A 20,929-nucleotide genomic window follows, 5' to 3' on the forward strand; every position below is an offset into this window, starting at 1 on the left:
ATGTGCGGCGAGGGGAAGTGCCGCGGAGTACGCCACAAGATCCGCGGCCGGGCCGGGCTTCCCGCTATGTATGCCTATAGAGGGAGCGGTACGGAAGTGGGGGATTCGGTGCGGGATCAATCGGGGCGGCTGTCTCCGCCCCGGCCACGTACCCTGTTCTGTTGTGCCGAACGCCAACGAAGTCAGCCCCAACGCCCTGAGCCAGGAGCAGCACCGCACGGTGAGCGAGCCGCTGCGGATCGCCCCTGTCGCCGACGATCTCGCCCGCCGTTTTCAGGAGGCCGGGTTCTCTCTCGCCCTGGTCGGCGGCTCGGTCCGGGACGCCTTGCTCGGGCGGCTCGGCAACGACCTGGACTTCACGACCGACGCCCGCCCCCAGGACGTATTGAAGATCATGCGACCCTGGGCCGACGCGGTCTGGGAGGTCGGGATCGCCTTCGGCACGGTCGGTGGGCAGAAGGACGGCTGGCAGATCGAGGTGACCACCTACCGGTCGGAGGCGTACGACCGCACCTCGCGCAAGCCGGAAGTGTCCTACGGCGACTCCATCGACGAGGACCTCGTCCGACGTGATTTCACGGTGAACGCGATGGCCGTGGCGCTTCCGGAGAAGGCGTTCATCGACCCGCACGGTGGACTCGACGACCTCGCGGCCGGTGTGCTGCGCACCCCCGGGACTCCCGAGGACTCGTTCTCGGACGACCCGCTCCGGATGATGCGGGCCGCGCGCTTCGCCGCGCAGCTCGACTTCGAGGTGGCACCCGAGGTCGTCAAGGCCATGCACGACATGGCCGGGCGCATCGACATCGTCTCGGCCGAGCGGGTCCGGGACGAGCTGAACAAGCTCATCCTCTCCTCGCACCCGCGCAAGGGTCTGAGCCTGCTGGTGGAGACCGGCCTCGCCGAGCGGGTGCTGCCCGAGCTGCCGGCCCTGCGGCTGGAGCGGGACGAGCACCACCGGCACAAAGACGTCTACGACCACACGCTCATCGTCCTGGAGCAGGCGATGGCGCTGGAGAGCGAGGGGCCCGACCTGACCCTTCGCCTGGCAGCCCTGCTCCACGACATCGGCAAGCCGCGCACCCGCCGCTTCGAGAAGGACGGCAGGGTCTCGTTCCACCACCACGAGGTGGTCGGGGCGAAGATGACGAAGAAGCGCATGCTCGCGCTCAAGTACTCCAACGAACTGGTGAAGGACGTCTCGCGCCTGGTCGAGCTGCACCTGCGCTTCCATGGCTACGGCACGGGCGAGTGGACGGACTCCGCGGTTCGTCGTTATGTCCGGGACGCGGGCCCGCTGCTCGACCGTCTCCACAAGCTGACGCGGTCGGACTGCACGACGCGCAACAAGCGCAAGGCGACGGCTCTCTCCCGCGCCTACGACGGCCTGGAGGAGCGGATCGGGCAGCTTCAGGAGCAGGAGGAGCTGGACGCGATCCGCCCGGACCTGGACGGCAACCAGATCATGGAGATCCTCGGTATCCGTCCCGGGCCGGCCGTGGGGCAGGCGTACAAGCACCTTTTGGAGCTTCGCCTGGAGAACGGGCCGATGGAGTACGACGCGGCGGTGGCGGCGCTCAAGGAGTGGTGGGCCCAGCACCCGGAGAACGCATGAGAACGGGCGGCACGTTTCACGTGAAACGTGCCGCCCGCCGGGTCATGTTTCACGTGAAACATGACCGTGAACCAGCAGGGGAGGGAACTCCCCTTCTCACGCCTCGCCGAGGCAGAGCAGGAACTCTTCACCGTCGCCGGTCTCGGCGTAGAAGCCGGTGGCTCCGTCGACCTTCCGGCACTCCGTCTCGGCGGTCACCGACGTGAAGTGGCCCTTCACCTTCGAGAGGACCTTGCCCTCGGCCTCCGAGGAAGAGCAGTCCACGACCTCCATGCGGTCCGAGGACGACGACGCGGACTTCAGGCAGTCACCCACGCCGGCCTGGTCGGCGTCGTCCCGGCTGGCGATGTAACCGCCGACCGCGACACCCACGACGACCACCGCGATGACGATGTTCTTGATCACCTTGAAGCTCGGCTTGCGGCGGGCGGGCTGCGGCGGCACCGGGGCGTACGGCGCACCCTGCTGCGGGAAACCGGGCTGCCCGGGCTGGCCGGCCTGCTGCGGGAAGCCCGGCTGCCCCTGGGCGTAGGGGTTCTGTCCCTGGGGCTGCTGCGGGGCCTGCGGCTGGTTCTGCGCGAACGGGTTGCCCTGAGGCGGCGGCTGGGTGGTCACTGGGGGTCCCCCTGAAATAGGTGCGTGTCGCGGACATGCCGCGAGATAAGACGCACGTAAGCTACCGGGTCCCACGGACAACTCTGTAGTCGAGTGAGGCTCTGTGTCACTGATGTGACACTTACCGGCTCTCAAACCGGGCCATAGCCACCGCAACCACTCCGTAGATCGCGGAGACGGTCACGACCAGCGGTACCGATCGGCCGTCAGGCGGCAGCATGAGCGCGGCCACTCCGGCCGCTCCGACGAAGGCCACGTTGAACAGCACGTCGTAGACGGAGAAGATCCGGCCCCGGAAGGTGTCGTCGACGGAGGACTGCACGACCGTGTCGGTCGCGATCTTCGCCCCCTGTGTCGTCAGGCCCAGCACGAACGCGGCGGCGAGCAGGGGCGCCGTGGTGAACGGCAGGCCCAGCGCCGGCACCAGCACGGTGGCGACCGCCGCACAGACGGCCATCCAGCGACCGGGCCCCAGCCGTCCCGCCGCCCAGGGAGTGAGCACCGCCGCCGCGAAGAAGCCGGCTCCGGAGACGCCCAGCGCCAGCCCCAGCAGGGCCAGCCCCTCCTCCGTCTCCGAGGTCAGGGAGTACCGGCACAGCATCAGCAGCATGACCAGCAGGGCGCCGTAGCAGAACCGCATCAGCGTCATGCCGGCCAGCGCCCAGGCCGCTTCCCGGCGGGCGGGCGCGGCGAGATGACGTACGCCCGCCACCAGGTCGCGCGCGGTGCCGGTGAGCGCCGAGGCGACGGTGGGCGGCACCCGTGCCGGGTCCGGGCCGAGCAGCACCACGGCGATCCGGAGCGACGCCAGCGCCCCGCACAGGTAGAGGCCGGCGCCGAGCAGCACCACGGCGGCGTCGGAGTCCGAGACCACGAGGCGCACGACGAACGCGAGGCCGCCGCCCGCGGTGGCGACCAGGGTGCCGGCCGTCGGGGAGAGCGAGTTGGCGATCACCAGGCGTTCGGCGTCGACGACCCGGGGCAGCGCGGCGGACAGGCCCGCGAGGACGAAGCGGTTGACGGCCGTGACACAGAGGGCCGAGACGTAGAAGAGCCAGTCGGGGACGGAAGCGATCATCAGTACCGCGGTCACCGAGGCCAGGACGGCACGCAGCAGGTTGCCGTACAGGAAGACCTGGCGGCGGCGCCAGCGGTCCAGCAGCACACCCGCGAAGGGGCCCACCAGGGAGTACGGCAGCAGCAGCACCGCCATCGCGGAGGCGATCGCGGCGGGCGAGGTCTGCTTCTCCGGGGAGAAGACGACGTAGGTGGCGAGCGCGACCTGGTAGACACCGTCGGCGCCCTGGGAGAGCAGGCGAACGGCGAGCAGGTGCCGAAACCCCTTCAGACGCAGCAGGATGCGCAGGTCACGGACGACGGCCATGGGGCACAGCCTCACATACGGGAAAGGTCCCCGGGTCACGCGACCCGGGGACCTCGGCAGACCGGGGTCAGCGGCTTCTCAGCGCTCGACCTCGCCCGCAATGAACTTCTCGACGTTGGCGCGGGCCTCGTCGTCGAAGTACTGGACCGGCGGGGACTTCATGAAGTAGCTCGACGCCGACAGGATCGGGCCGCCGATGCCGCGGTCCTTGGCGATCTTCGCGGCGCGCAGCGCGTCGATGATGACACCGGCCGAGTTCGGGGAGTCCCAGACCTCGAGCTTGTACTCCAGGTTCAGCGGGACGTCGCCGAAGGCGCGGCCCTCGAGGCGGACGTAGGCCCACTTGCGGTCGTCCAGCCAGGCGACGTAGTCGGACGGGCCGATGTGGACGTTGTCCGCACCCAGGTCGCGGTCGGGGATCTGGGAGGTGACGGCCTGCGTCTTGGAGATCTTCTTGGACTCCAGGCGCTCGCGCTCGAGCATGTTCTTGAAGTCCATGTTGCCGCCGACGTTCAGCTGCATCGTGCGGTCCAGGACGACGCCCCGGTCCTCGAACAGCTTCGCCATGACGCGGTGCGTGATGGTGGCGCCGACCTGCGACTTGATGTCGTCGCCGACGATCGGGACGCCCGCCTCGGTGAACTTGTCCGCCCACTCCTTGGTGCCGGCGATGAAGACCGGGAGGGCGTTGACGAAGGCGACCTTGGCGTCGATGGCGCACTGGGCGTAGAACTTCGCCGCGACCTCGGAACCGACGGGCAGGTAGCAGACCAGAACGTCGACCTGCTTGTCCTTGAGGACCTGGACGACGTCGACCGGCGCCTCGGCGGACTCCTCGATGGTCTGGCGGTAGTACTTGCCGAGACCGTCGTGCGTGTGGCCGCGCTGGACCTGGACGCCGCTGTTCGGCACGTCGCAGATCTTGATGGTGTTGTTCTCGGAGGCGCCGATGGCGTCCGCGAGGTCCAGGCCGACCTTCTTGGCGTCCACGTCGAAGGCGGCGACGAACTCGATGTCACTGACGTGGTAGTCGCCGAACTGGACGTGCATCAGGCCGGGGACCTTGGCCGCCGGGTCGGCGTCCTTGTAGTACTCGACGCCCTGCACCAGCGATGCGGCGCAGTTGCCCACACCGACGATGGCTACGCGAACCGAACCCATTCCGGTTGCTCCCTGTGTGTACGAGTGAGGCCCTGACTGGGCGCTCACGTGGCGGTGTCGCCGGGCGTATCCGGCCGGGGGTCGTCCCCCGGCCGGGGCAGGCCGCCCGTCGCTCCAGATGTCGTGTCCTGTTGAGCGGTCCCCTCGGCGGCGGAACCCCTCAGGTCCCGCCCCGCCCGCTCGCTCTCGATGAGCTCGTTCAGCCAGCGCACTTCGCGCTCCACGGACTCCATTCCGTGGCGCTGAAGCTCAAGCGTGTAGTCGTCGAGTCGCTCCCGGGTGCGGGCCAGGGAGGCCCGCATCTTCTCCAGGCGCTCCTCCAGCCGGCTGCGCCGGCCCTCGAGCACGCGCATGCGTACGTCTCGCGACGTCTGGCCGAAGAACGCGAAGCGAGCGGCGAAGGTCTCGTCCTCGTACGCGTCCGGGCCCGTCTGGGAGAGGAGCTGCTCGAAGTGTTCCTTGCCGTCGGCCGTCAACCGGTAAACGATCTTGGCGCGGCGTCCCGTGAGGGAAGCGGCGGCCTCGCCGACGTTCCCCGGTTCCTCGATCAACCAGCCGTTGGCGACCAGCGTCTTGAGGCAGGGGTAGAGCGTCCCGTAGCTGAACGCCCGGAACACACCCAGTGACGTGTTGAGCCGTTTACGCAGCTCATAGCCGTGCATCGGGGACTCGCGGAGCAGGCCGAGTACGGCGAACTCGAGGATGCCGGATCTCCGGCTCATCGTCGCCTCCTCTCGCCTTATGCCGCGCTGATGTATCGACTCGATACATCAGCACGATAGAACGCCCTTCTGCGTGCGACAAGAGGGGAACTGGTGAACGGGATCACATCACGGTTTCATCGCGAGCAAGTTGCCTGATTTGAGGTGAACTTCGGGCCGCGGGGGTTTTGGCGGTGCGTAGTGTGTGCGCCATGCAGACCACCGGGAACCGAGTGACGTCTGGGGGCGTCCCTGTCCCCGGTGCAGTACGGGTGAATGCGGGAGGGGCCGCATCCGTACTTCGGGGGGACCGGAAACCAGCCGCCTTTACCAGGCGCGCAAAGGTGCGCCTGCCCGAGGAGTAGTCGTTCGATGAGCGAGCACCGTCGCAAACCGCCGCAGCCGCAGGGAGGCGGACGTGCCGCGGCCCGACGCGGTCAGTCCGGCTCGTCCTCCGGCCGCCGAGCGGCACCGCGAGGCGCCACAGAGTCGCCGTCCGGCTCTTATGGTCCGGAGAACGAGGAGCCTGCGTACGGCAGCCGCGCCGAGGCCCGGCGCGCGGCACAGCGGAGCGGGGGTGGCCGTCGCAGAGCGGCCGAGCCCGGCCGCGGCCGGCGAGGGGCACCCGGCGGCCCGGCAGGACCCGGACGGGGACGCGCCGCAGCGCCCGGCAAGAAGCGCATGATCGACTACCCGCGTCACGACAGGGACGGCTGGCAGCGCTGGGTGCCGTCCTGGCGGCTCGTCTCCGGTCTGTGCATCGCCTTCTTCGGCTGCCTGGTCGGTGCCGCCGGCCTCGCGTACGCCATGGTGAGCATCCCGGTCATCGACGAGAGCGCCACCGCGCAGAACAACGTCTACTACTGGGCCGACAACACCCAGATGGTGGCCACGGGCGGTGACCGCAACCGCCAGAGCGTCGATCTCTCGCAGATCCCGAAGGCGATGCGCAACGCCGTCATCTCGCAGGAGAACAAGACGTTCTACTCCGACAGCGGCATCGATCCCAAGGGCATCGCCCGCGCCGTGTTCAACATGGCCAAGGGCGGTGACACGCAGGGTGGCTCCACCATCACCCAGCAGTACGTGAAGAACGCGATGCTGAACGACCAGTCGCAGACGATCTCCCGGAAGGTCAAGGAGATCTTCGTCTCGATCAAGGTCGGTACCGACGTCTCCAAGGACGACATCCTCGAGGGCTATCTGAACTCCGCCTACTACGGTCGCGGCGCCTACGGCATCCAGGCGGCCGCACGGGCGTACTTCAACGTCGACGCCGTCGACCTCAACCCGGGACAGTGCGCCTTCCTGTCGGCGGTGCTCAAGGGCGCCACCTACTACGACCCGGCGGGCTCGGTGTCGATCGACCCGACGGGGGCCACGCCGGAAGCCAACCAGAAGCGTGCCCTCTCCCAGATGCAGGACACCCTCGACAAGATGGTGGAGTACAAGCATCTGAGTCAGACGGAACGGGCCAAGTACACCGAACTCCCCACCACGCAGAACCCGCAGTCGAACGCGAACCTGGGCGGCCAGATCGGCTATCTCGTCAGGCTCGCCAAGTCCTCGGTGCTCAAGAGCGGCAAGGTGACGGAGCAGCAGCTGGAGAAGGGCGGCTACTCCATCTACACGACCTTCGACAAGAAGAAGGTCGACGAGATGGAGAAGGCGGTCCAGAAGGTCTACAAGGAGAAGATCGACCCCAAGAAGCGGCCCGAGACGGACACCCACGTCCAGTTCGGCGGGGCGTCCATCGACACCCGGACCGGGGCGATCAAGGCCATCTACGGCGGTGAGGACGCCACCAAGCACTTCACCAACAACGCCGACGTGACCGGTGCCCAGGTCGGTTCGACCTTCAAGCCGTTCGTGCTCTCGGCGGCGATGAAGTGGGGCGTGCGCGACCCGGACCTCGGTCCGGTCCAGGCCCAGGACGAGCGCACCGTCGTCTCTCCGAAGAGTCTCTACAGCGGCAAGAATAAACTCAAGATCAACAACTACGACGGGTCAATCTGGGAGAACGAGGACGGCGAGCAGTGGCGTCAGGAGAACGACGGTCAGGACGACGTCGGTGACCCGCCGGACTACAAGATCGACCTCCGTGAGGCGATGCGGGAGTCGGTGAACTCCGCCTATGTGCAGCTCGGCATGGACGTCGGCCTGGACAAGGTGAAGGAGGCCGCCGTCGACGCCGGGATCCTGGAGGACAGTCTGACGGGCTCCAGCTTCCCGTCCTTCTCCCTCGGCATCTCGGACCCCAGCGCCATCCGCATGGCGGGCGCGTACGCCACCTTCGCGGAAAGCGGCAAGCAGCGTGAGCCGTACTCCGTCACGAAGGTGACGAACAAGAACGGAACGATCTACACGCACAAGGTCGAGGACAAGCAGGCCTTCACCGCGAAGGTCGCCGACAACGTCACGGACGTCCTGAAGACGGTCGTCGACAAGGGCACGGGCACCAACGCCAAGCTCCCCGGCCGCGAGGTGGCGGGCAAGACCGGTACCACCGACGGCAACAAGTCCGCCTGGTTCGTCGGCTACACCCCGCAGCTGTCGACCGCCATCAGCATGTACCGCTACCCGGACGACGAGACCATCAAGGACCGCACGTTCCTGGAGATGTACGGAACGGGTGGCGAGAAGAAGATCCACGGTGCCTCCTTCCCGTCCACGATCTGGCAGGACTACATGTCGGACGCGGTCAAGGGCATGAAGGTGGAGAAGTTCCCGGAGCCGGAGCCCATCGGCGAGGTCATCAACGACGCGCCGTCGCCGACCCCGACGCCCTCCCCCTCTCCCTCTGCTTCCGAGACCGAGGAGACCAGCCCGTCGCCGTCGCCGTCGCCCAGTGACACAGGGCCCAGCCCGTCGCCTTCCGAGACCGAGACCTGCGGCGTCTGGGGATGGAACTGCGAAAACGAGAGCAATGGTGGCAACGGCAACGGGGGCACCGGACCAGGCGGCTCCGAGGGCAGCGAATCACCCTCACCATCGGCCAGCGAAACGGAGGGAGACGGCGACAGCAACGGAAACAGCCGTGGAAACTCCATCTTGGGTCCGAATGGCTAGCTAGTCCCGAAGCTGCCGAGAATGGGTGTTTCACGTGAAACACCCGCAAGTTTCACGTGAAACAGGGGCCGCCGCATCCACGAGGGTGCGGCGGCCCCCGCGTGTTCCCAGGTGCGTACGGCAGGATGTGCCCCATGCCCAGTGCAGAATCGACGCCAGCGAGCGTGCACGAGCCTGACCCGGTGCGGCCGACCAGGGAGGACACGGTCGCCGCAGCCGGCAGCGAGCTGATCGGCGGGCCGCTGGGCCGACGTGCCCTGCTCGGCACGTCCTGGTGGACCCCCGTGCGGGTGATCGCACTCGTCGCGATCGGCATGTTCGCCCTAGGACTGATCCAGAAGGCACCCTGCTACAACGGCGCCTGGTTCTTCGGAGCCAGCTCCCAGTACACGCACGCGTGCTACTCGGACATCCCGCACCTCTACCAGGGACGCGGATTCGTCGACGGGCTCGTGCCGTACTTCGACAAGCTCCCCGGCGACATGGAGTACCTGGAGTACCCCGTGCTGACCGGCCTGTTCATGGAGGTCGCGTCCTGGCTGACGCCGGGCAGCGGCACCATCCAGGACCAGGAGCAGTGGTACTGGATGGTCAACGCCGGGATGCTCATGGTCTGTGCGGCCGTCATCGCCGTCTGCGTGACCCGCACGCACCGCCGGCGCCCCTGGGACGGTCTGCTGGTCGCCCTGGCTCCTGCCTTCGCGCTGACCGCCACCGTCAACTGGGACCTCCTGGCGGTCGCCCTGACGGCCGCCGCCGTCCTCATGTGGTCCCGGAAGCGCCCGTTGGCCTTCGGTGTCCTGCTGGGCCTCGCCACGGCCGCCAAGCTCTACCCCTTCCTGATCCTCGGCCCCCTGCTCGTCCTGTGCTGGCGCGCGGGCAGATGGCGGGCGTTCGGAACAGCGCTGGGAGGTGCGGCCGGCGCCTGGATCGTGGTGAACCTGCCGGTGATGCTCTTCGCCTTCGACGGCTGGTCGAAGTTCTACACGTTCAGCCAGGAACGCGGTGTGGACTTCGGGTCGTTCTGGCTGATCCTCGGGCAGAACTCCGACAACCCGCTCAGCACCGAGACCGTGAACACCCTCGCCACGCTTCTCATGCTGCTGTGCTGCGGCGCCGTCGCGGCACTCACGCTGATCGCCCCCCGGCGGCCGCGGTTCGCCCAGCTCGCCTTCCTCATCGTCGCGGCGTTCATCCTCACCAACAAGGTCTACTCACCGCAGTACGTGCTCTGGCTGGTGCCGCTGGCCGCGCTGGCCCGGCCGAAGTGGCGGGACTTCCTGATCTGGCAGGCGTGCGAGGTGGCGTACTTCCTCGGCATCTGGATGTACCTCGCGTACACGACCAGCGGCGACGCCCACAAGGGTCTGCCGACGGACGGCTACCACTGGGCCATCGGCCTGCACCTGCTGGGCACGCTGTTCTTCTGCGCCATGGTGGTGCGCGACATCCTGATGCCGGACCGGGACCCCGTCCGGCGGACGGGCGACGACGACCCGTCGGGCGGAGTGCTGGACGGCGCGGAGGACGTCTTCGTCCTGGGCCCCGCGGCTCGGGCCGAACAGCCCGCGGCCCACTTCGACGTACCTCAGGTGCAGTGGGGCAAGGGCCATCAGCCGGACGGGTCGCTCTGAGTGAACGCGTGACAGGCCGTCCACGAGGATCACGAACACCTCGTGGACGGCCTTGTCGCGGTACGGCCTGCTCGCTAGCGATCCAGGATGCGGTCGAACTGCGTGGTGGTGTGCCGCAGATGGGCCACCAGCTCGTCTCCGACCTTGGGTTCCGAGGCGTCCGAGGGAACGAACAGGATCGACACCTGCATGTGCGGCGGCTCCGCGAACCAGCGCTGCTTCCCGCTCCAGACGAACGGCGAGAGGTTCCGGTTGACCGTGGCGAGGCCGGCCCGGGCGACGCCCTTGGCGCGCGGCATGACGCCGTGCAGCGCCTTCGGGGCCTCCAGCCCCACCCCGTGCGACGTACCGCCCGCCACGACCACCAGGAAGCCGTCCGAGGCCGCCTTCTGCTGCCGGTAGCCGAAACGCTCGCCCTTGGCGACGCGCGTGACGTCCAGCACGGCGCCGCGGTACTCGGTGGCCTCGTGGTCCCCCAGCCACAGCCGGGTGCCGATCCGGGCGCGGAAGCGGGTCTGCGGGAACTGCTGCTGGAGCCGGGCCAGCTCGTCGGCCTTGAGATGGCTGACGAACATGGTGTGCAGCGGCAGCCGGGCAGCGCGCAGCCGGTCCATCCAGCCGATGACCTCCTCGACGGCGTCCGAGCCGTCGGTGCGGTCCAGCGGCAGGTGGATGGCGAAGCCCTCCAGCCGGACGTTCTCTATGGCGGCGTGCAGCTGCGGCAGGTCCTGCTCGCTGATGCCGTGCCGCTTCATCGAGGACATCACCTCGATGACCACGCGCGCACCCACCAGGCCGTACACGCCGTCGATGGAGGACACCGAGCGCACGACCCGGTCGGGCAGCGGTACGGGCTCCTCGCCGCGCCGGTACGGCGTCAGGACCAGCAGGTCACCACCGAAGAAGTCCTTGATGCGGGCGGCCTCGTAAGTGGTGCCGACGGCCAGCACGTCGGAGCCCAGCCGCGTCGCCTCCTCCGCCAGGCGCTCGTGACCGAATCCGTAGCCGTTGCCCTTGCAGACCGGGACCAGCCCGGGGAACTGCTCCTGCACGTGCTTGTGGTGCGCCCGCCAGCGCGCGGTGTCGACGTAGAGCGTGAGCGCCATGGCCGGACCTGGAACCTTTCTCGTGGCTGTCAGAGATGCGGATCGGGGATGGGCGGTGCGTCAGCGGCGCGACATGTAGATGTCGAGCGCCTTGTGGAGCAGCTTGTTCAGCGGGAAGTCCCACTCGCCGAGGTACTCGGCCGCCTGGCCGCCCGTACCCACCTTGAACTGGATCAGACCGAAGAGGTGGTCGCTCTCGTCCAGGGAGTCGGAGATGCCGCGCAGGTCGTAGACGGTGGCGCCCAGCGCGTAGGAGTCGCGGAGCATGGCCCACTGCATGGCGTTGGACGGCCGGACCTCGCGGCCGATGTTGTCGGAGGCGCCGTAGGAGTACCAGACGTGCCCGCCGACGACCAGCATGGTCGCCGCCGACAGGTTCACCCCGTTGTGCCGGGCGAAGTAGAGCCGCATGCGGTTGGGGTCCTCGTTGTTGAGGGCCGCCCACATGCGCTGGAAGTACGAGAGCGGGCGCGGCCGGAAGTGGTCGCGCACGGCCGTGATCTCGTACAGGCGCTGCCACTCCTCGAGATCGTGGTAGCCGCCCTGGACGACCTCGACACCGGCCTTCTCGGCCTTCTTGATGTTGCGGCGCCACAGCTGGTTGAAGTTCTTGTGGACCTCTTCCAGGGAGCGGTTGGCCAGCGGCACCTGGAAGACGTAGCGGGGCTGCACGTCGCCGAAGCCGGCGCCGCCGTCCTCGCCCTGCTGCCAGCCCATGCGGCGCAGCTTGTCGGCCACCTCGAAGGCGCGCGGCTCGATGTGGTCCGCCTCTATGTCCCGCAGGCGCTTGACGTCGGGGTCCTGGATGCCCTTCTTGATGGACGTCGCGTCCCAGCGCCGGATGATCACCGGCGGGCCCATCTTCACCGAGAAGGCGCCCTGCTGCTTGAGGTGCGCCAGCATCGGCTCCATCCAGTCCTGGAGGTTCGGCGCGAACCAGTTGATGACCGGACCCTCGGGGAGGTAGGCGAGGTAGCGCTTGATCTTGGGCAGCTGCCGGTAGAGGACGAGGCCCACGCCGACCAGCTCACCGGTCCGGTCGTCGAACCAGCCGAGGTTCTCCGAGCGCCATTCCGCCTTGACGTCCGCCCATGCCGGGACCTGCATGTGACTCGCCGCCGGCAGGCTCTGGATGTAGGCCAGATGCTGCTCGCGACTGATGGTCCTCAGGGTCAGGCTCATTCGGGGCGCTCCTCGGGCTGGTGTGTCCCCATGGGTACAGGGGCTCCGGCTCTCGCGCGAAGCCTACTGCGCCCTGTGAGCGCCCCGTCCGGCGTACGGCCGGAAGGGCTTGGCCGACGGGCGTCCCGCCGGAGGGATCAGCCGACGAGCCCTCCGTGGTAGATGCCGAAGAACAGACCGAGTGCGGAGGCGCCGAGTCCCAGAATCAGCCCGAAGCGCTCCCGGGTCGTCTCGGAGAGGTATTGACCGTATCCGCCGGTCAGGACACCGAGCAGCCCCGCCCAGGAGGTCAGGACGTGCAGCCCGCGGAAGCTCGCGGTGGCCAGGGCGAGCACGCCCAGCACCACGGTCACGGCCAGGAGCGCGTCCTGGAGGGGGTGTCGTTTGCCGTCGGTGGCCAGCAGGCCGGTCCGGGGCCTGGCGGGTCGCATGATCTGTGCCATGGAGAACCTCCTGCCGGGGCAGTGTGTTTTAGCCCTCACATCCCTGACTACCGATTGTGTCCCCTCGGGGCCGGATTTCAACCGCAAGGCGACGGCCGGGTACGCTGTACCTTCCGCACCGGTGTCTGTTGCCGGCCCCGGCCCGGGCCGCCTCCTCGGAGGAGGCCCGATTGTCAGTGGGTCCTGGTTTACTCGTTGATGCCGGTGCGAACGCATCGCAACCCTCCTGCCACGGAACGACCGTGGCCGCTGAGTCCAAAGGAGGTGGGTTCCACATGCGTCACTACGAGGTGATGGTCATCCTCGACCCCGATCTCGAGGAGCGTTCTGTCTCCCCGCTGATCGAGAACTTCCTCTCTGTCGTCCGTGACGGCGGCGGAAAGGTCGAGAAGGTCGACACCTGGGGCCGTCGTCGTCTCTCGTACGAGATCAAGAAGAAGCCCGAGGGCATCTACTCGGTCATCGACCTGCAGGCCGAGCCTGCGGTCGTCAAGGAGCTCGACCGCCAGATGAACCTGAACGAGTCGGTCCTCCGGACCAAGGTCCTCCGTCCCGAGATGCACTGAGCTTCCCCGCTCAGCTGATCCCGGGATTCGAGTAGCAGCAACCAAGCAGCCAGAGCAGCAAACCCGCCGAGAGGTTCCCCATGGCAGGCGAGACCGTCATCACGGTCGTCGGCAATCTTGTCGACGACCCCGAGCTGCGCTTCACCCCGTCCGGTGCGGCCGTCGCGAAGTTCCGCGTCGCGTCGACCCCCCGCACCTTCGACCGCCAGACGAACGAGTGGAAGGACGGCGAGAGCCTCTTCCTCACCTGCTCGGTCTGGCGTCAGGCGGCGGAGAACGTCGCCGAGTCGCTCCAGCGAGGCATGCGCGTCATCGTGCAGGGCCGGCTGAAGCAGCGGTCCTACGAGGACCGTGAGGGCGTCAAGCGCACGGTCTACGAGCTGGACGTCGACGAGGTCGGCGCCAGCCTGCGCAGCGCCACGGCCAAGGTCACCAAGACCTCGGGCCAGGGCGGCCGCGGAGGCCAGGGCGGCTACGGCGGCGGTGGCGGCGGCGGCCAGGGTGGCGGCGGCTGGGGCGGCGGCCCCGGTGGCGGCCAGCAGGGCGGCGGCGCTCCGGCCGACGACCCCTGGGCGACCGGTGCTCCCGCCGGTGGCCAGCAGGGTGGTGGCGGCCAGGGTGGCGGCGGCTGGGGCGGTGGCTCCGGCGGCGGTGGCGGCTACTCGGACGAGCCCCCCTTCTAAGGGACGGGCTCTACCCACACTTCTTGATCACACAGGAGAAACATCATGGCTAAGCCGCCTGTGCGCAAGCCGAAGAAGAAGGTCTGCGCATTCTGCAAGGACAAGGTCACGTACGTGGACTACAAGGACACGAACATGCTGCGGAAGTTCATTTCCGACCGCGGCAAGATCCGTGCCCGCCGCGTGACCGGCAACTGCACCCAGCACCAGCGTGACGTCGCCACGGCCGTGAAGAACAGCCGTGAGATGGCGCTGCTGCCCTACACCTCCACCGCGCGATAAGGGAAGGGTGACCGAAACATGAAGATCATCCTCACCCACGAGGTCTCCGGCCTCGGTGCCGCGGGCGACGTCGTCGACGTCAAGGACGGTTACGCTCGCAACTACCTGATCCCGCGGAAGTTCGCTATCCGCTGGACCAAGGGTGGCGAGAAGGACGTCGAGCAGATCCGTCGTGCTCGCAAGATCCACGAGATCCAGACCATCGAGCAGGCCAACCAGGTGAAGGCCCAGCTCGAGGGTGTGAAGGTCCGTCTGGCCGTTCGCTCCGGCGACGCCGGTCGTCTCTTCGGTTCCGTCACGCCGGCCGACGTCGCTTCGGCGATCAAGGCCGCCGGTGGCCCCGAGGTCGACAAGCGCCGCATCGAGCTGGGCTCGCCGATCAAGACCCTGGGCGCCCACGAGACGTCCGTGCGTCTGCACCCCGAGGTTGACGCCAAGGTCAGCATCGAGGTTGTCGCTGCCTGAGCATTGCTCTCGCTGAAGCGATGAGAAGGGCCGCACCTCCCGTCTGGGGGCTGCGGCCCTTCTTCGTGGGCGTGAGCGTGGGAGCAGTAGTGGGCGTGGGGCTGAGTGCGGGCGAGCCATGTTTCACGTGAAACGTCGCGTTTCGCCGTTTCACGTGAAACGGTCAGCGCGTCGCGCCGGTGACGATCCAGCGTCCCGATCGGGTGCGCAGCCACAGCGTCACCAGGCGCATCGCCATCATCAGCGTCATGGCCGCCCACAGGGCAGTGAGACCGCCACCGAACGTCGGGACGAGAAGTGCCGCCGGAGTGAAGACCGCCAGGGTCAGCAGCATGGCCCAGGCCAGGTAGGGGCCGTCGCCCGCACCCATGAGGACACCGTCCAGGACGTAGACCACGCCGCAGATCGGCTGTGCGACGGCCACGATCAGCAGCGCGGGCAACGCGGCGTCCTTGACGGTGGAATCGCCGGTGAACAGGGGCAGGAACGCCGGACGGGACAGCACCACGAGCAGACCCAGTACGACGCCGACGGCGACACCCCACTCCACCATCCGGCGGCAGGCCTCGCGCGCTCCCTGGGCGTCGTCCGCGCCCAGATAGCGGCCGATGATGGCCTGCCCGGCGATGGCGATGGCATCGAGCGCGAAGGCGAGCAGGCTCCACAGGGACAGGACGATCTGATGCGCGGCGATGTCGGCGTCCCCGAGGCGGGCTGCCACGGCCGTCGCGATCATGAGAATCGCCCGCAAGGACAGTGTGCGCACGAGCAGCGGCATCCCGGCCTGAGCGGAAGCCCTGATCCCGGCCAGGTCCGGACGCAGGGAGGCGCCGTGTCGTCGGGCTCCGCGGATGACCACCCACAGATAGACCGCGGCCATGCCGCACTGAGCGATGACGGTGCCCCAGGCGGAGCCCGCGATGCCGAGTCCGGCGCCGTAGACGAGCACGACATTGAGGACGGCATTGGCGATGAAGCCGGCGACGGCCACGTAGAGGGGGGTCCGGGTGTTCTGCAGTCCCCTCAGTACACCGGTCGAGGCGAGCACCACGAGCATGGCGGGGATGCCGAGGGCGGAGATCCGCAGATAGGTCGTGGCATAGGGGGCCGCGGTGTCGGAGGCGCCGAAGAGTTCCACGAGCGAGGGGGCGGTGGGCAGCACGACCGCTATGACGGCGGCGCCGAGCAGCAGGGCGAGCCAGATGCCGTCCATCCCCTGGCGGATCGCTGCTTGCAGGTCGCCCGCGCCGACGCGCCGGGAGACGGCCGCGGTGGTCGCATAGGCAAGGAAGACGAAGACGCTGACGGCGGTGGTGAGCAGGGCCGAGGCGATGCCGAGTCCGGCGAGCTGAGCGGTTCCGAGATGGCCGACGATGGCACTGTCGGCCATGACGAAAAGGGGCTCGGCGACGAGTGCGCCGAAGGCCGGGACTGCCAGCGCGACGATCTCTCGGTCGTGCCGGCGCCGGTCGGTCCGGGTACGCACGGGGGCCTGTGTCATGAGCACTAATCTAATCGTCCACAGGTAAGAGATGCAAAGCTTTTGTGACCCTTACCTCTGCTCTCGCCCCGTGCACTTCTGGGCACGGTTCGAAAGGATCTTGGTCCGAGTGGGGAAGTTTTTCTTCTGCACAGGCGGTGGACGGCAAACATGCAGGTCAGGGGCGCTTACCGGGGAGGGATGCGGGCTTGTTCACAGGGCTGTCCACCGGGTCGTGCACAGGTTTGGCGGAGTTCTCCACAGCATCTGGCCAGTCGTCCACATGGCCTGTGGATAACCAGATTGGCTGACGGTGCCCGCGGGCCTACGGTTATCCGGCGCCCGCTCCGTCCGTCGGCCGGTGAACCGTCACAAAACCGACGCGCCAGAACCGGAGTTGGGCGTCTTATTTGTCAGTGCCGTGCCGTAGAAATGAGGGGCACGGCGAGGTCCGCTCGGCGGACGGGAGGAGGTGGCTCGGTGAGCATTTCCGAGCCCTTGGACGACCCGTGGGCCGACAGCGGCCCCAGTGATCGTCTGCCTGCTTCCCGCCGTCGCGGTGAGGGTGGCAGAAGCCGGGACGAGCAGCACGAGCGGGGCTCGGACAACGGGTGGGACGGCGGGGGCGCCGCGTTCGAGCGGGTGCCGCCGCAGGACCTGGACGCCGAGCAGTCCGTCCTGGGCGGGATGCTCCTGTCCAAGGACGCCATCGCCGACGTCGTCGAGATCCTCAAGGGCCACGACTTCTACAAGCCGGCCCACGAGACGGTCTACCAGGCCATCCTCGACGTCTACGCCAAGGGCGAGCCGGCCGACCCCATCACGATCGCCGCCGAACTCACCAAGCGCGGTGAGATCAACAAGGTCGGCGGCGCCTCCTATCTGCACACCCTCGTCCAGACCGTGCCGACGGCCGCGAACGCCGCGTACTACGCGGAGATCGTGCACGAGCGGGCGGTCCTGCGCCGCCTGGTGGAGGCCGGGACCCGCATCACCCAGATGGGATACGCGGCCGACGACGACGTCGACGAGATCGTCAACCGCGCCCAGGCCGAGATCTACGCCGTCACCGAGCAGCGCACCAGTGAGGACTACCTGCCGCTCGGCGACATCATGGAGGGCGCGCTCGACGAGATCGAGGCGATCGGCTCGCGCAGCGGCGAGATGACCGGTGTGCCGACGGGCTTCACCGACTTCGATTCGCTGACCAACGGTCTGCACCCCGGGCAGATGGTCGTCATCGCCGCACGTCCCGCGATGGGCAAGTCGACCCTCGCACTGGACTTCGCGCGGGCCGCCTCCATCAAGAACAACCTGCCGAGCGTCATCTTCTCCCTCGAAATGGGACGCAACGAGATCGCGATGCGGCTGCTGTCCGCCGAGGCCCGCGTCGCGCTGCACCACATGCGGTCGGGCACGATGACCGACGACGACTGGACCCGGCTGGCGCGCCGGATGCCCGACGTGTCGGCCGCGCCGCTCTACATCGACGACTCCCCGAACCTGTCGATGATGGAGATCCGCGCCAAGTGCCGTCGCCTCAAACAGCGCAACGACCTCAAGCTGGTCGTCATCGACTACCTCCAGCTGATGCAGTCCGGCGGTTCCAAGCGCGCCGAGAGCCGCCAGCAGGAGGTCTCCGACATGTCCCGAAACCTCAAGCTTCTGGCGAAGGAGCTGGAGATCCCGGTGATCGCGCTCTCCCAGCTGAACCGCGGTCCCGAGCAGCGCACCGACAAGAAGCCCATGGTCTCCGACCTGCGTGAGTCCGGCTCCATCGAGCAGGACGCGGACATGGTCATCCTGCTGCACCGTGAGGACGCCTACGAGAAGGAGTCCCCGCGCGCGGGTGAGGCGGACCTGATCGTGGCCAAGCACCGCAACGGCCCGACGGCGACCATCACGGTCGCCTTCCAGGGCCACTACTCACGCTTCGTGGACATGGCACAGACCTGACCCACGGCCAGGTGGGTCCACTCCCCGGCCGGAGACGGTGCCGGGGGGAAACCGGCTCGACGTGCGGTGTGCGGACCGGTGGACTGGGCCCATGACGACACCTCAGGAAGAGTTGTTCCCCACCACCCGCCGGGCGCTGACGCACCGGATCGCCGTGGCCCAGGCCGAAGGGCGTACGCCGTCGCTCGTCGCGGCGGTGGTCCGGGGCGGGCGGACCGTGTGGCACGGTGCGCGGACCTCGGTCGACGGGCACGGGCCGGACGAGAACGTGCAGTACCGGATCGGCTCGATCACCAAGACCTTCACCGCAGTCCTGGTTCTTCGGCTGCGCGACGAGGGCGTCCTCGGCCTGGGGGATCCGCTGGAGAAGCATCTGCCCGGCACCGGGGCGGGGGAGGCCACGATCGCCGAGCTGCTCGCACACTCGGGCGGGCTGGCCGCCGAGTCACCGGCGCCCTGGTGGGAGCGGACGCCGGGTTCGCTGCGTCCCGAGCTCGCCGATGTACTGGGCGAACAGCCGCTCCTGCACCCGGTGGGCCGCCGCCACCACTACTCCAACCCGGGTTACACCCTGCTCGGTGCGCTGGTCGAGAAGCTGCGTGGCGCTTCGTGGGAGGAAGTGCTGCAACGGGAGGTGCTGGACCCGCTGGGCCTGGAGCGTACGGCCACCCGGCCCAGTGCCCCGCATGCCGGTGGCTGGGCGGTGCATCCCTGGGCCGATGTGATGCTGGCGGAGCCCGCCGAGGATCTCGGGCGGATGGCCCCGGCCGGCCAGCTCTGGTCCACCACCGGGGACCTGGCGCGGTTCGCCGTCTTTCTGACGCAGGGGGACGACAAGGTGCTGGGGGCGGAGACCGTGCGGGAGATGCGGGCGCCGGCCGCACCGGTCGAGGCCGGGGACGTGGTGGACGGCGCGGCGTACGGGCTGGGGTTGCAGCTCCAGCACCGGGACGGTCGGCTGCTCGTGGGGCACTCCGGTTCCCTGCCGGGCTTTCTGGCCAATCTCACCATCGGCGTGGAGGACGACGTGGCCGCGGTCGCCCTGACCAACTGCACCTCCGGGCCCCTGCTCGCCGGGGTCGGGGCCGACCTCGTGCGCATCGTCGCCGAGGCCGAACCCCGGATCCCCGAACCGTGGCGGCCACTGCGCGAGGTTGATGCCTCCGTCCTGGAGTTGGCGGGGCAGTGGTACTGGGGCACGCACGCCTTCGCCCTGCGGCTGACCCCCGACGGAGGGGTCTCCTTGGGGCCGCTGTCGGGGCAAGGGCGCCGCTCGCGTTTCCGGGCGAACGGTGACGGCAGCTGGACGGGACTCGAGGGGTACTACGCGGGCGAGTCGCTGCGAGCGGTGCGGCGCCCGGACGGATCCGTGAGCCATCTGGACCTCGGGTCCTTTGTCTTCACGCGTCAGCCGTACGACGAGGGTGCCGCCGTCCCGGGCGGAGTGGACCCGCAGGGATGGCGGGGGATCGGCTAGGAGTTGTCGGGCATGGAAGCGGCCCTGTTTCACGTGAAACAGGGCCGTGCTGTCGAGGTCGGGTGAGGGAACCCGGGCGCCGGCGGCGCGTCCTCAGAGCTGGAGTTTGAAGCCTGTGTGCGAGGCCATGAAGCCGAGGCGCTCGTAGAAGCGGTGGGCGTCGGTACGGGTCTTGTCGGAGGTGAGCTGCACCAGATTGCAGTCCTGCCGCCGGGACTCGTCGATCGCCCACTCGATCAGCTGGGTGCCCAGCCCGCTGCCGCGTTCGGCGCCGTGGATGCGTACGCCTTCGATGATCGAACGGGTGGCGCCGCGGCGGGACAGCCCCGGGACGATCGTCAGCTGGAGCGTGCCGACGACACGGTCGTCGCGGACGGCCACCATCAGACGCTGATTCGGGTCCGTCGTGAGTCGTTCGAACGCTGCCAGGTACGGCCCCAGGTCGTCCGGTGATTCGCGCTGTGCGCCCAGCGGGTCGTCGGCCAGCATCGCGACGACCGCCGGGATGTCCTCGGCGGTGGCGGGGCGTATGTCGAGATCTCCCATGCCTGCACTCTAGAACCGGTCAGGCCGGTACCGGTGTCTTCAGGGTCTCCACCGCCCGGACCAGCGGGGCCAGGTCGGGGTTGGTCGCTGCCTCGTCGAGGGCCTCGCGCAGGGCGGCGTCATTGGTGGGCCGTGCCTCGTTCAGCAGGTGCAGGCCCGTCGCGGTGACGTTGGTGTAGATGCCGCGCCGGTCGGTGGGACACAGGTAGCGCTCGAGCAGACCACGGTCCTCGAGCCGGGTGACCAGCCGGGTGGTCGCGCTCTGACTCAGGACGACGGCGTCGGCGACCTGCTTCATCTGCAGATGTCCACCGTCGCCGTCGTGCTGCCGGCTGAGGACGTCGAGCAGGGAGTACTCACGGACGCTCAGATCGTGCCCGGTCTGCAGAGCGCGCTCGATGTGTGCCTCGATCCTCCCGTGCAGCAGGGAGAGTGCGCACCAGCCCTGGGAGAGGGCGATGAGCGCGGGGTCCGTCGCTGTCATGTGGTTCCTCCGTCCAGGAGCGGCTGAGACCAGGATAGACCAGCCGCGCGATTGTCAGCGTTTGCGGATAGCCCGCGCAT

At 68.5% G+C, this 20,929-nt stretch carries 19 protein-coding genes; 9 read left to right on the forward strand and 10 right to left on the reverse strand.

Features of this window, described 5'->3' with window-relative positions; all coding sequences use genetic code 11:
- The first annotated feature begins 163 nt into the window (after nucleotides 1-163).
- Nucleotides 164-1,615: a CCA tRNA nucleotidyltransferase gene (locus tag B9W62_RS19505; RefSeq protein ID WP_087808393.1), complete on the forward strand. Its 1,452-nt coding sequence runs from the start codon at nucleotides 164-166 to the stop codon at nucleotides 1,613-1,615.
- A gap of 96 nt (nucleotides 1,616-1,711) precedes the next feature.
- On the opposite strand, the gene B9W62_RS19510 is transcribed toward B9W62_RS19505, so the two are convergent.
- The 4 genes from B9W62_RS19510 to B9W62_RS19525 form a co-directional block, all read right to left on the reverse strand.
- On the reverse strand, nucleotides 1,712-2,305 hold the full coding sequence (locus B9W62_RS19510; protein ID WP_087808394.1) for an LppU/SCO3897 family protein: 594 nt from the start codon (nucleotides 2,303-2,305) through the stop codon (nucleotides 1,712-1,714).
- A gap of 46 nt (nucleotides 2,306-2,351) precedes the next feature.
- On the reverse strand, nucleotides 2,352-3,614 hold the full coding sequence (locus B9W62_RS19515) for an MFS transporter (protein ID WP_087808395.1): 1,263 nt from the start codon (nucleotides 3,612-3,614) through the stop codon (nucleotides 2,352-2,354).
- A gap of 78 nt (nucleotides 3,615-3,692) precedes the next feature.
- Nucleotides 3,693-4,775: an inositol-3-phosphate synthase gene (locus B9W62_RS19520; protein WP_087808396.1), complete on the reverse strand. Its 1,083-nt coding sequence runs from the start codon at nucleotides 4,773-4,775 to the stop codon at nucleotides 3,693-3,695.
- A gap of 44 nt (nucleotides 4,776-4,819) precedes the next feature.
- Nucleotides 4,820-5,497: a PadR family transcriptional regulator gene (locus tag B9W62_RS19525; protein WP_019324689.1), complete on the reverse strand. Its 678-nt coding sequence runs from the start codon at nucleotides 5,495-5,497 to the stop codon at nucleotides 4,820-4,822.
- 660 nt (nucleotides 5,498-6,157) lie between these two features.
- On the opposite strand from B9W62_RS19525, the gene B9W62_RS19530 reads away from it, so the two are divergent.
- Together B9W62_RS19530 and B9W62_RS19535 are read left to right on the forward strand one after the other, a co-directional pair.
- The gene (locus tag B9W62_RS19530; RefSeq protein WP_087808397.1) at nucleotides 6,158-8,545 is read left to right on the forward strand and encodes a transglycosylase domain-containing protein; all 2,388 of its coding nucleotides are present in this window, start codon (nucleotides 6,158-6,160) and stop codon (nucleotides 8,543-8,545) included.
- 125 nt (nucleotides 8,546-8,670) lie between these two features.
- Nucleotides 8,671-10,179: a glycosyltransferase family 87 protein gene (locus B9W62_RS19535; RefSeq protein ID WP_087808398.1), complete on the forward strand. Its 1,509-nt coding sequence runs from the start codon at nucleotides 8,671-8,673 to the stop codon at nucleotides 10,177-10,179.
- A gap of 74 nt (nucleotides 10,180-10,253) precedes the next feature.
- Here B9W62_RS19535 and B9W62_RS19540 read toward each other — a convergent pair whose 3' ends face one another.
- The 3 genes from B9W62_RS19540 to B9W62_RS19550 all read right to left on the reverse strand — a co-directional run bounded on the left by B9W62_RS19540 (nucleotide 10,254) and on the right by B9W62_RS19550 (nucleotide 12,910).
- Entirely contained in the window at nucleotides 10,254-11,285 is a 1,032-nt protein-coding gene (locus B9W62_RS19540) for an alanine racemase (protein ID WP_052836802.1), read from the reverse strand.
- A gap of 60 nt (nucleotides 11,286-11,345) precedes the next feature.
- Nucleotides 11,346-12,467, reverse strand: coding sequence for a peptidoglycan bridge formation glycyltransferase FemX (gene femX, locus B9W62_RS19545; RefSeq protein ID WP_003975027.1), 1,122 nt, complete (start codon nucleotides 12,465-12,467; stop codon nucleotides 11,346-11,348).
- Between the two features lie 137 nt (nucleotides 12,468-12,604).
- On the reverse strand, nucleotides 12,605-12,910 hold the full coding sequence (locus B9W62_RS19550; protein ID WP_087808399.1) for a hypothetical protein: 306 nt from the start codon (nucleotides 12,908-12,910) through the stop codon (nucleotides 12,605-12,607).
- Nucleotides 12,911-13,185: 275 nt separating this feature from the next.
- Between B9W62_RS19550 and rpsF the strand changes: the two genes are divergently transcribed.
- The 4 genes from rpsF to rplI all read left to right on the forward strand — a co-directional run bounded on the left by rpsF (nucleotide 13,186) and on the right by rplI (nucleotide 14,906).
- On the forward strand, nucleotides 13,186-13,476 hold the full coding sequence (rpsF, locus tag B9W62_RS19555; protein WP_003975025.1) for a 30S ribosomal protein S6: 291 nt from the start codon (nucleotides 13,186-13,188) through the stop codon (nucleotides 13,474-13,476).
- An 80-nt stretch (nucleotides 13,477-13,556) separates the two neighbouring features.
- Complete coding sequence (locus B9W62_RS19560; protein ID WP_087808400.1) at nucleotides 13,557-14,159, forward strand: single-stranded DNA-binding protein; 603 nt, start codon at nucleotides 13,557-13,559, stop codon at nucleotides 14,157-14,159.
- 45 nt (nucleotides 14,160-14,204) lie between these two features.
- Nucleotides 14,205-14,441: a 30S ribosomal protein S18 gene (rpsR, locus tag B9W62_RS19565; protein ID WP_003949403.1), complete on the forward strand. Its 237-nt coding sequence runs from the start codon at nucleotides 14,205-14,207 to the stop codon at nucleotides 14,439-14,441.
- An 18-nt stretch (nucleotides 14,442-14,459) separates the two neighbouring features.
- Nucleotides 14,460-14,906, forward strand: a complete 447-nt coding sequence (gene rplI, locus B9W62_RS19570; RefSeq protein WP_003975023.1) for a 50S ribosomal protein L9 — start codon at nucleotides 14,460-14,462, stop codon at nucleotides 14,904-14,906.
- A gap of 163 nt (nucleotides 14,907-15,069) precedes the next feature.
- On the opposite strand, the gene B9W62_RS19575 is transcribed toward rplI, so the two are convergent.
- Complete coding sequence (locus B9W62_RS19575; protein ID WP_087811985.1) at nucleotides 15,070-16,407, reverse strand: MATE family efflux transporter; 1,338 nt, start codon at nucleotides 16,405-16,407, stop codon at nucleotides 15,070-15,072.
- Between the two features lie 459 nt (nucleotides 16,408-16,866).
- On the opposite strand from B9W62_RS19575, the gene dnaB reads away from it, so the two are divergent.
- Together dnaB and B9W62_RS19585 are read left to right on the forward strand one after the other, a co-directional pair.
- Complete coding sequence (gene dnaB, locus B9W62_RS19580) at nucleotides 16,867-18,342, forward strand: replicative DNA helicase (protein WP_087808401.1); 1,476 nt, start codon at nucleotides 16,867-16,869, stop codon at nucleotides 18,340-18,342.
- 91 nt (nucleotides 18,343-18,433) lie between these two features.
- The gene (locus B9W62_RS19585; protein WP_087808402.1) at nucleotides 18,434-19,819 is read left to right on the forward strand and encodes a serine hydrolase domain-containing protein; all 1,386 of its coding nucleotides are present in this window, start codon (nucleotides 18,434-18,436) and stop codon (nucleotides 19,817-19,819) included.
- A gap of 93 nt (nucleotides 19,820-19,912) precedes the next feature.
- Here the strand turns inward: B9W62_RS19585 and B9W62_RS19590 are convergent, their stop codons facing one another.
- The gene (locus tag B9W62_RS19590) at nucleotides 19,913-20,365 is read right to left on the reverse strand and encodes a GNAT family N-acetyltransferase (protein WP_087808403.1); all 453 of its coding nucleotides are present in this window, start codon (nucleotides 20,363-20,365) and stop codon (nucleotides 19,913-19,915) included.
- Between the two features lie 19 nt (nucleotides 20,366-20,384).
- Complete coding sequence (locus B9W62_RS19595; RefSeq protein WP_087808404.1) at nucleotides 20,385-20,849, reverse strand: MarR family winged helix-turn-helix transcriptional regulator; 465 nt, start codon at nucleotides 20,847-20,849, stop codon at nucleotides 20,385-20,387.
- Nucleotides 20,850-20,929 lie beyond the last annotated feature (80 nt).

Source organism: Streptomyces sp. CS113 (genome assembly GCF_002188365.1).
Classification (GTDB): Bacteria; Actinomycetota; Actinomycetes; order Streptomycetales; family Streptomycetaceae; genus Streptomyces; species Streptomyces tendae.

What these genes read in the sequence shown, in the direction of transcription:
- B9W62_RS19530 (WP_087808397.1), top strand. Translation starts at nt 6,158, where the DNA reads ATGATCGACTACCCGCGTCACGACAGGGACGGCTGGCAGCGCTGGGTG.
- rpsF (WP_003975025.1), top strand. Translation starts at nt 13,186, where the DNA reads ATGCGTCACTACGAGGTGATGGTCATCCTCGACCCCGATCTCGAGGAG.
- rpsR (WP_003949403.1), top strand. Translation starts at nt 14,205, where the DNA reads ATGGCTAAGCCGCCTGTGCGCAAGCCGAAGAAGAAGGTCTGCGCATTC.
- B9W62_RS19595 (WP_087808404.1), bottom strand. Translation starts at nt 20,849, where the DNA reads ATGACAGCGACGGACCCCGCGCTCATCGCCCTCTCCCAGGGCTGGTGC.
- B9W62_RS19585 (WP_087808402.1), top strand. Translation starts at nt 18,434, where the DNA reads ATGACGACACCTCAGGAAGAGTTGTTCCCCACCACCCGCCGGGCGCTG.
- B9W62_RS19535 (WP_087808398.1), top strand. Translation starts at nt 8,671, where the DNA reads ATGTGCCCCATGCCCAGTGCAGAATCGACGCCAGCGAGCGTGCACGAG.
- rplI (WP_003975023.1), top strand. Translation starts at nt 14,460, where the DNA reads ATGAAGATCATCCTCACCCACGAGGTCTCCGGCCTCGGTGCCGCGGGC.
- B9W62_RS19515 (WP_087808395.1), bottom strand. Translation starts at nt 3,614, where the DNA reads ATGGCCGTCGTCCGTGACCTGCGCATCCTGCTGCGTCTGAAGGGGTTT.
- B9W62_RS19575 (WP_087811985.1), bottom strand. Translation starts at nt 16,407, where the DNA reads ATGACACAGGCCCCCGTGCGTACCCGGACCGACCGGCGCCGGCACGAC.
- B9W62_RS19525 (WP_019324689.1), bottom strand. Translation starts at nt 5,497, where the DNA reads ATGAGCCGGAGATCCGGCATCCTCGAGTTCGCCGTACTCGGCCTGCTC.
- B9W62_RS19520 (WP_087808396.1), bottom strand. Translation starts at nt 4,775, where the DNA reads ATGGGTTCGGTTCGCGTAGCCATCGTCGGTGTGGGCAACTGCGCCGCA.
- B9W62_RS19560 (WP_087808400.1), top strand. Translation starts at nt 13,557, where the DNA reads ATGGCAGGCGAGACCGTCATCACGGTCGTCGGCAATCTTGTCGACGAC.
- femX (WP_003975027.1), bottom strand. Translation starts at nt 12,467, where the DNA reads ATGAGCCTGACCCTGAGGACCATCAGTCGCGAGCAGCATCTGGCCTAC.
- B9W62_RS19550 (WP_087808399.1), bottom strand. Translation starts at nt 12,910, where the DNA reads ATGGCACAGATCATGCGACCCGCCAGGCCCCGGACCGGCCTGCTGGCC.
- B9W62_RS19590 (WP_087808403.1), bottom strand. Translation starts at nt 20,365, where the DNA reads ATGGGAGATCTCGACATACGCCCCGCCACCGCCGAGGACATCCCGGCG.
- B9W62_RS19540 (WP_052836802.1), bottom strand. Translation starts at nt 11,285, where the DNA reads ATGGCGCTCACGCTCTACGTCGACACCGCGCGCTGGCGGGCGCACCAC.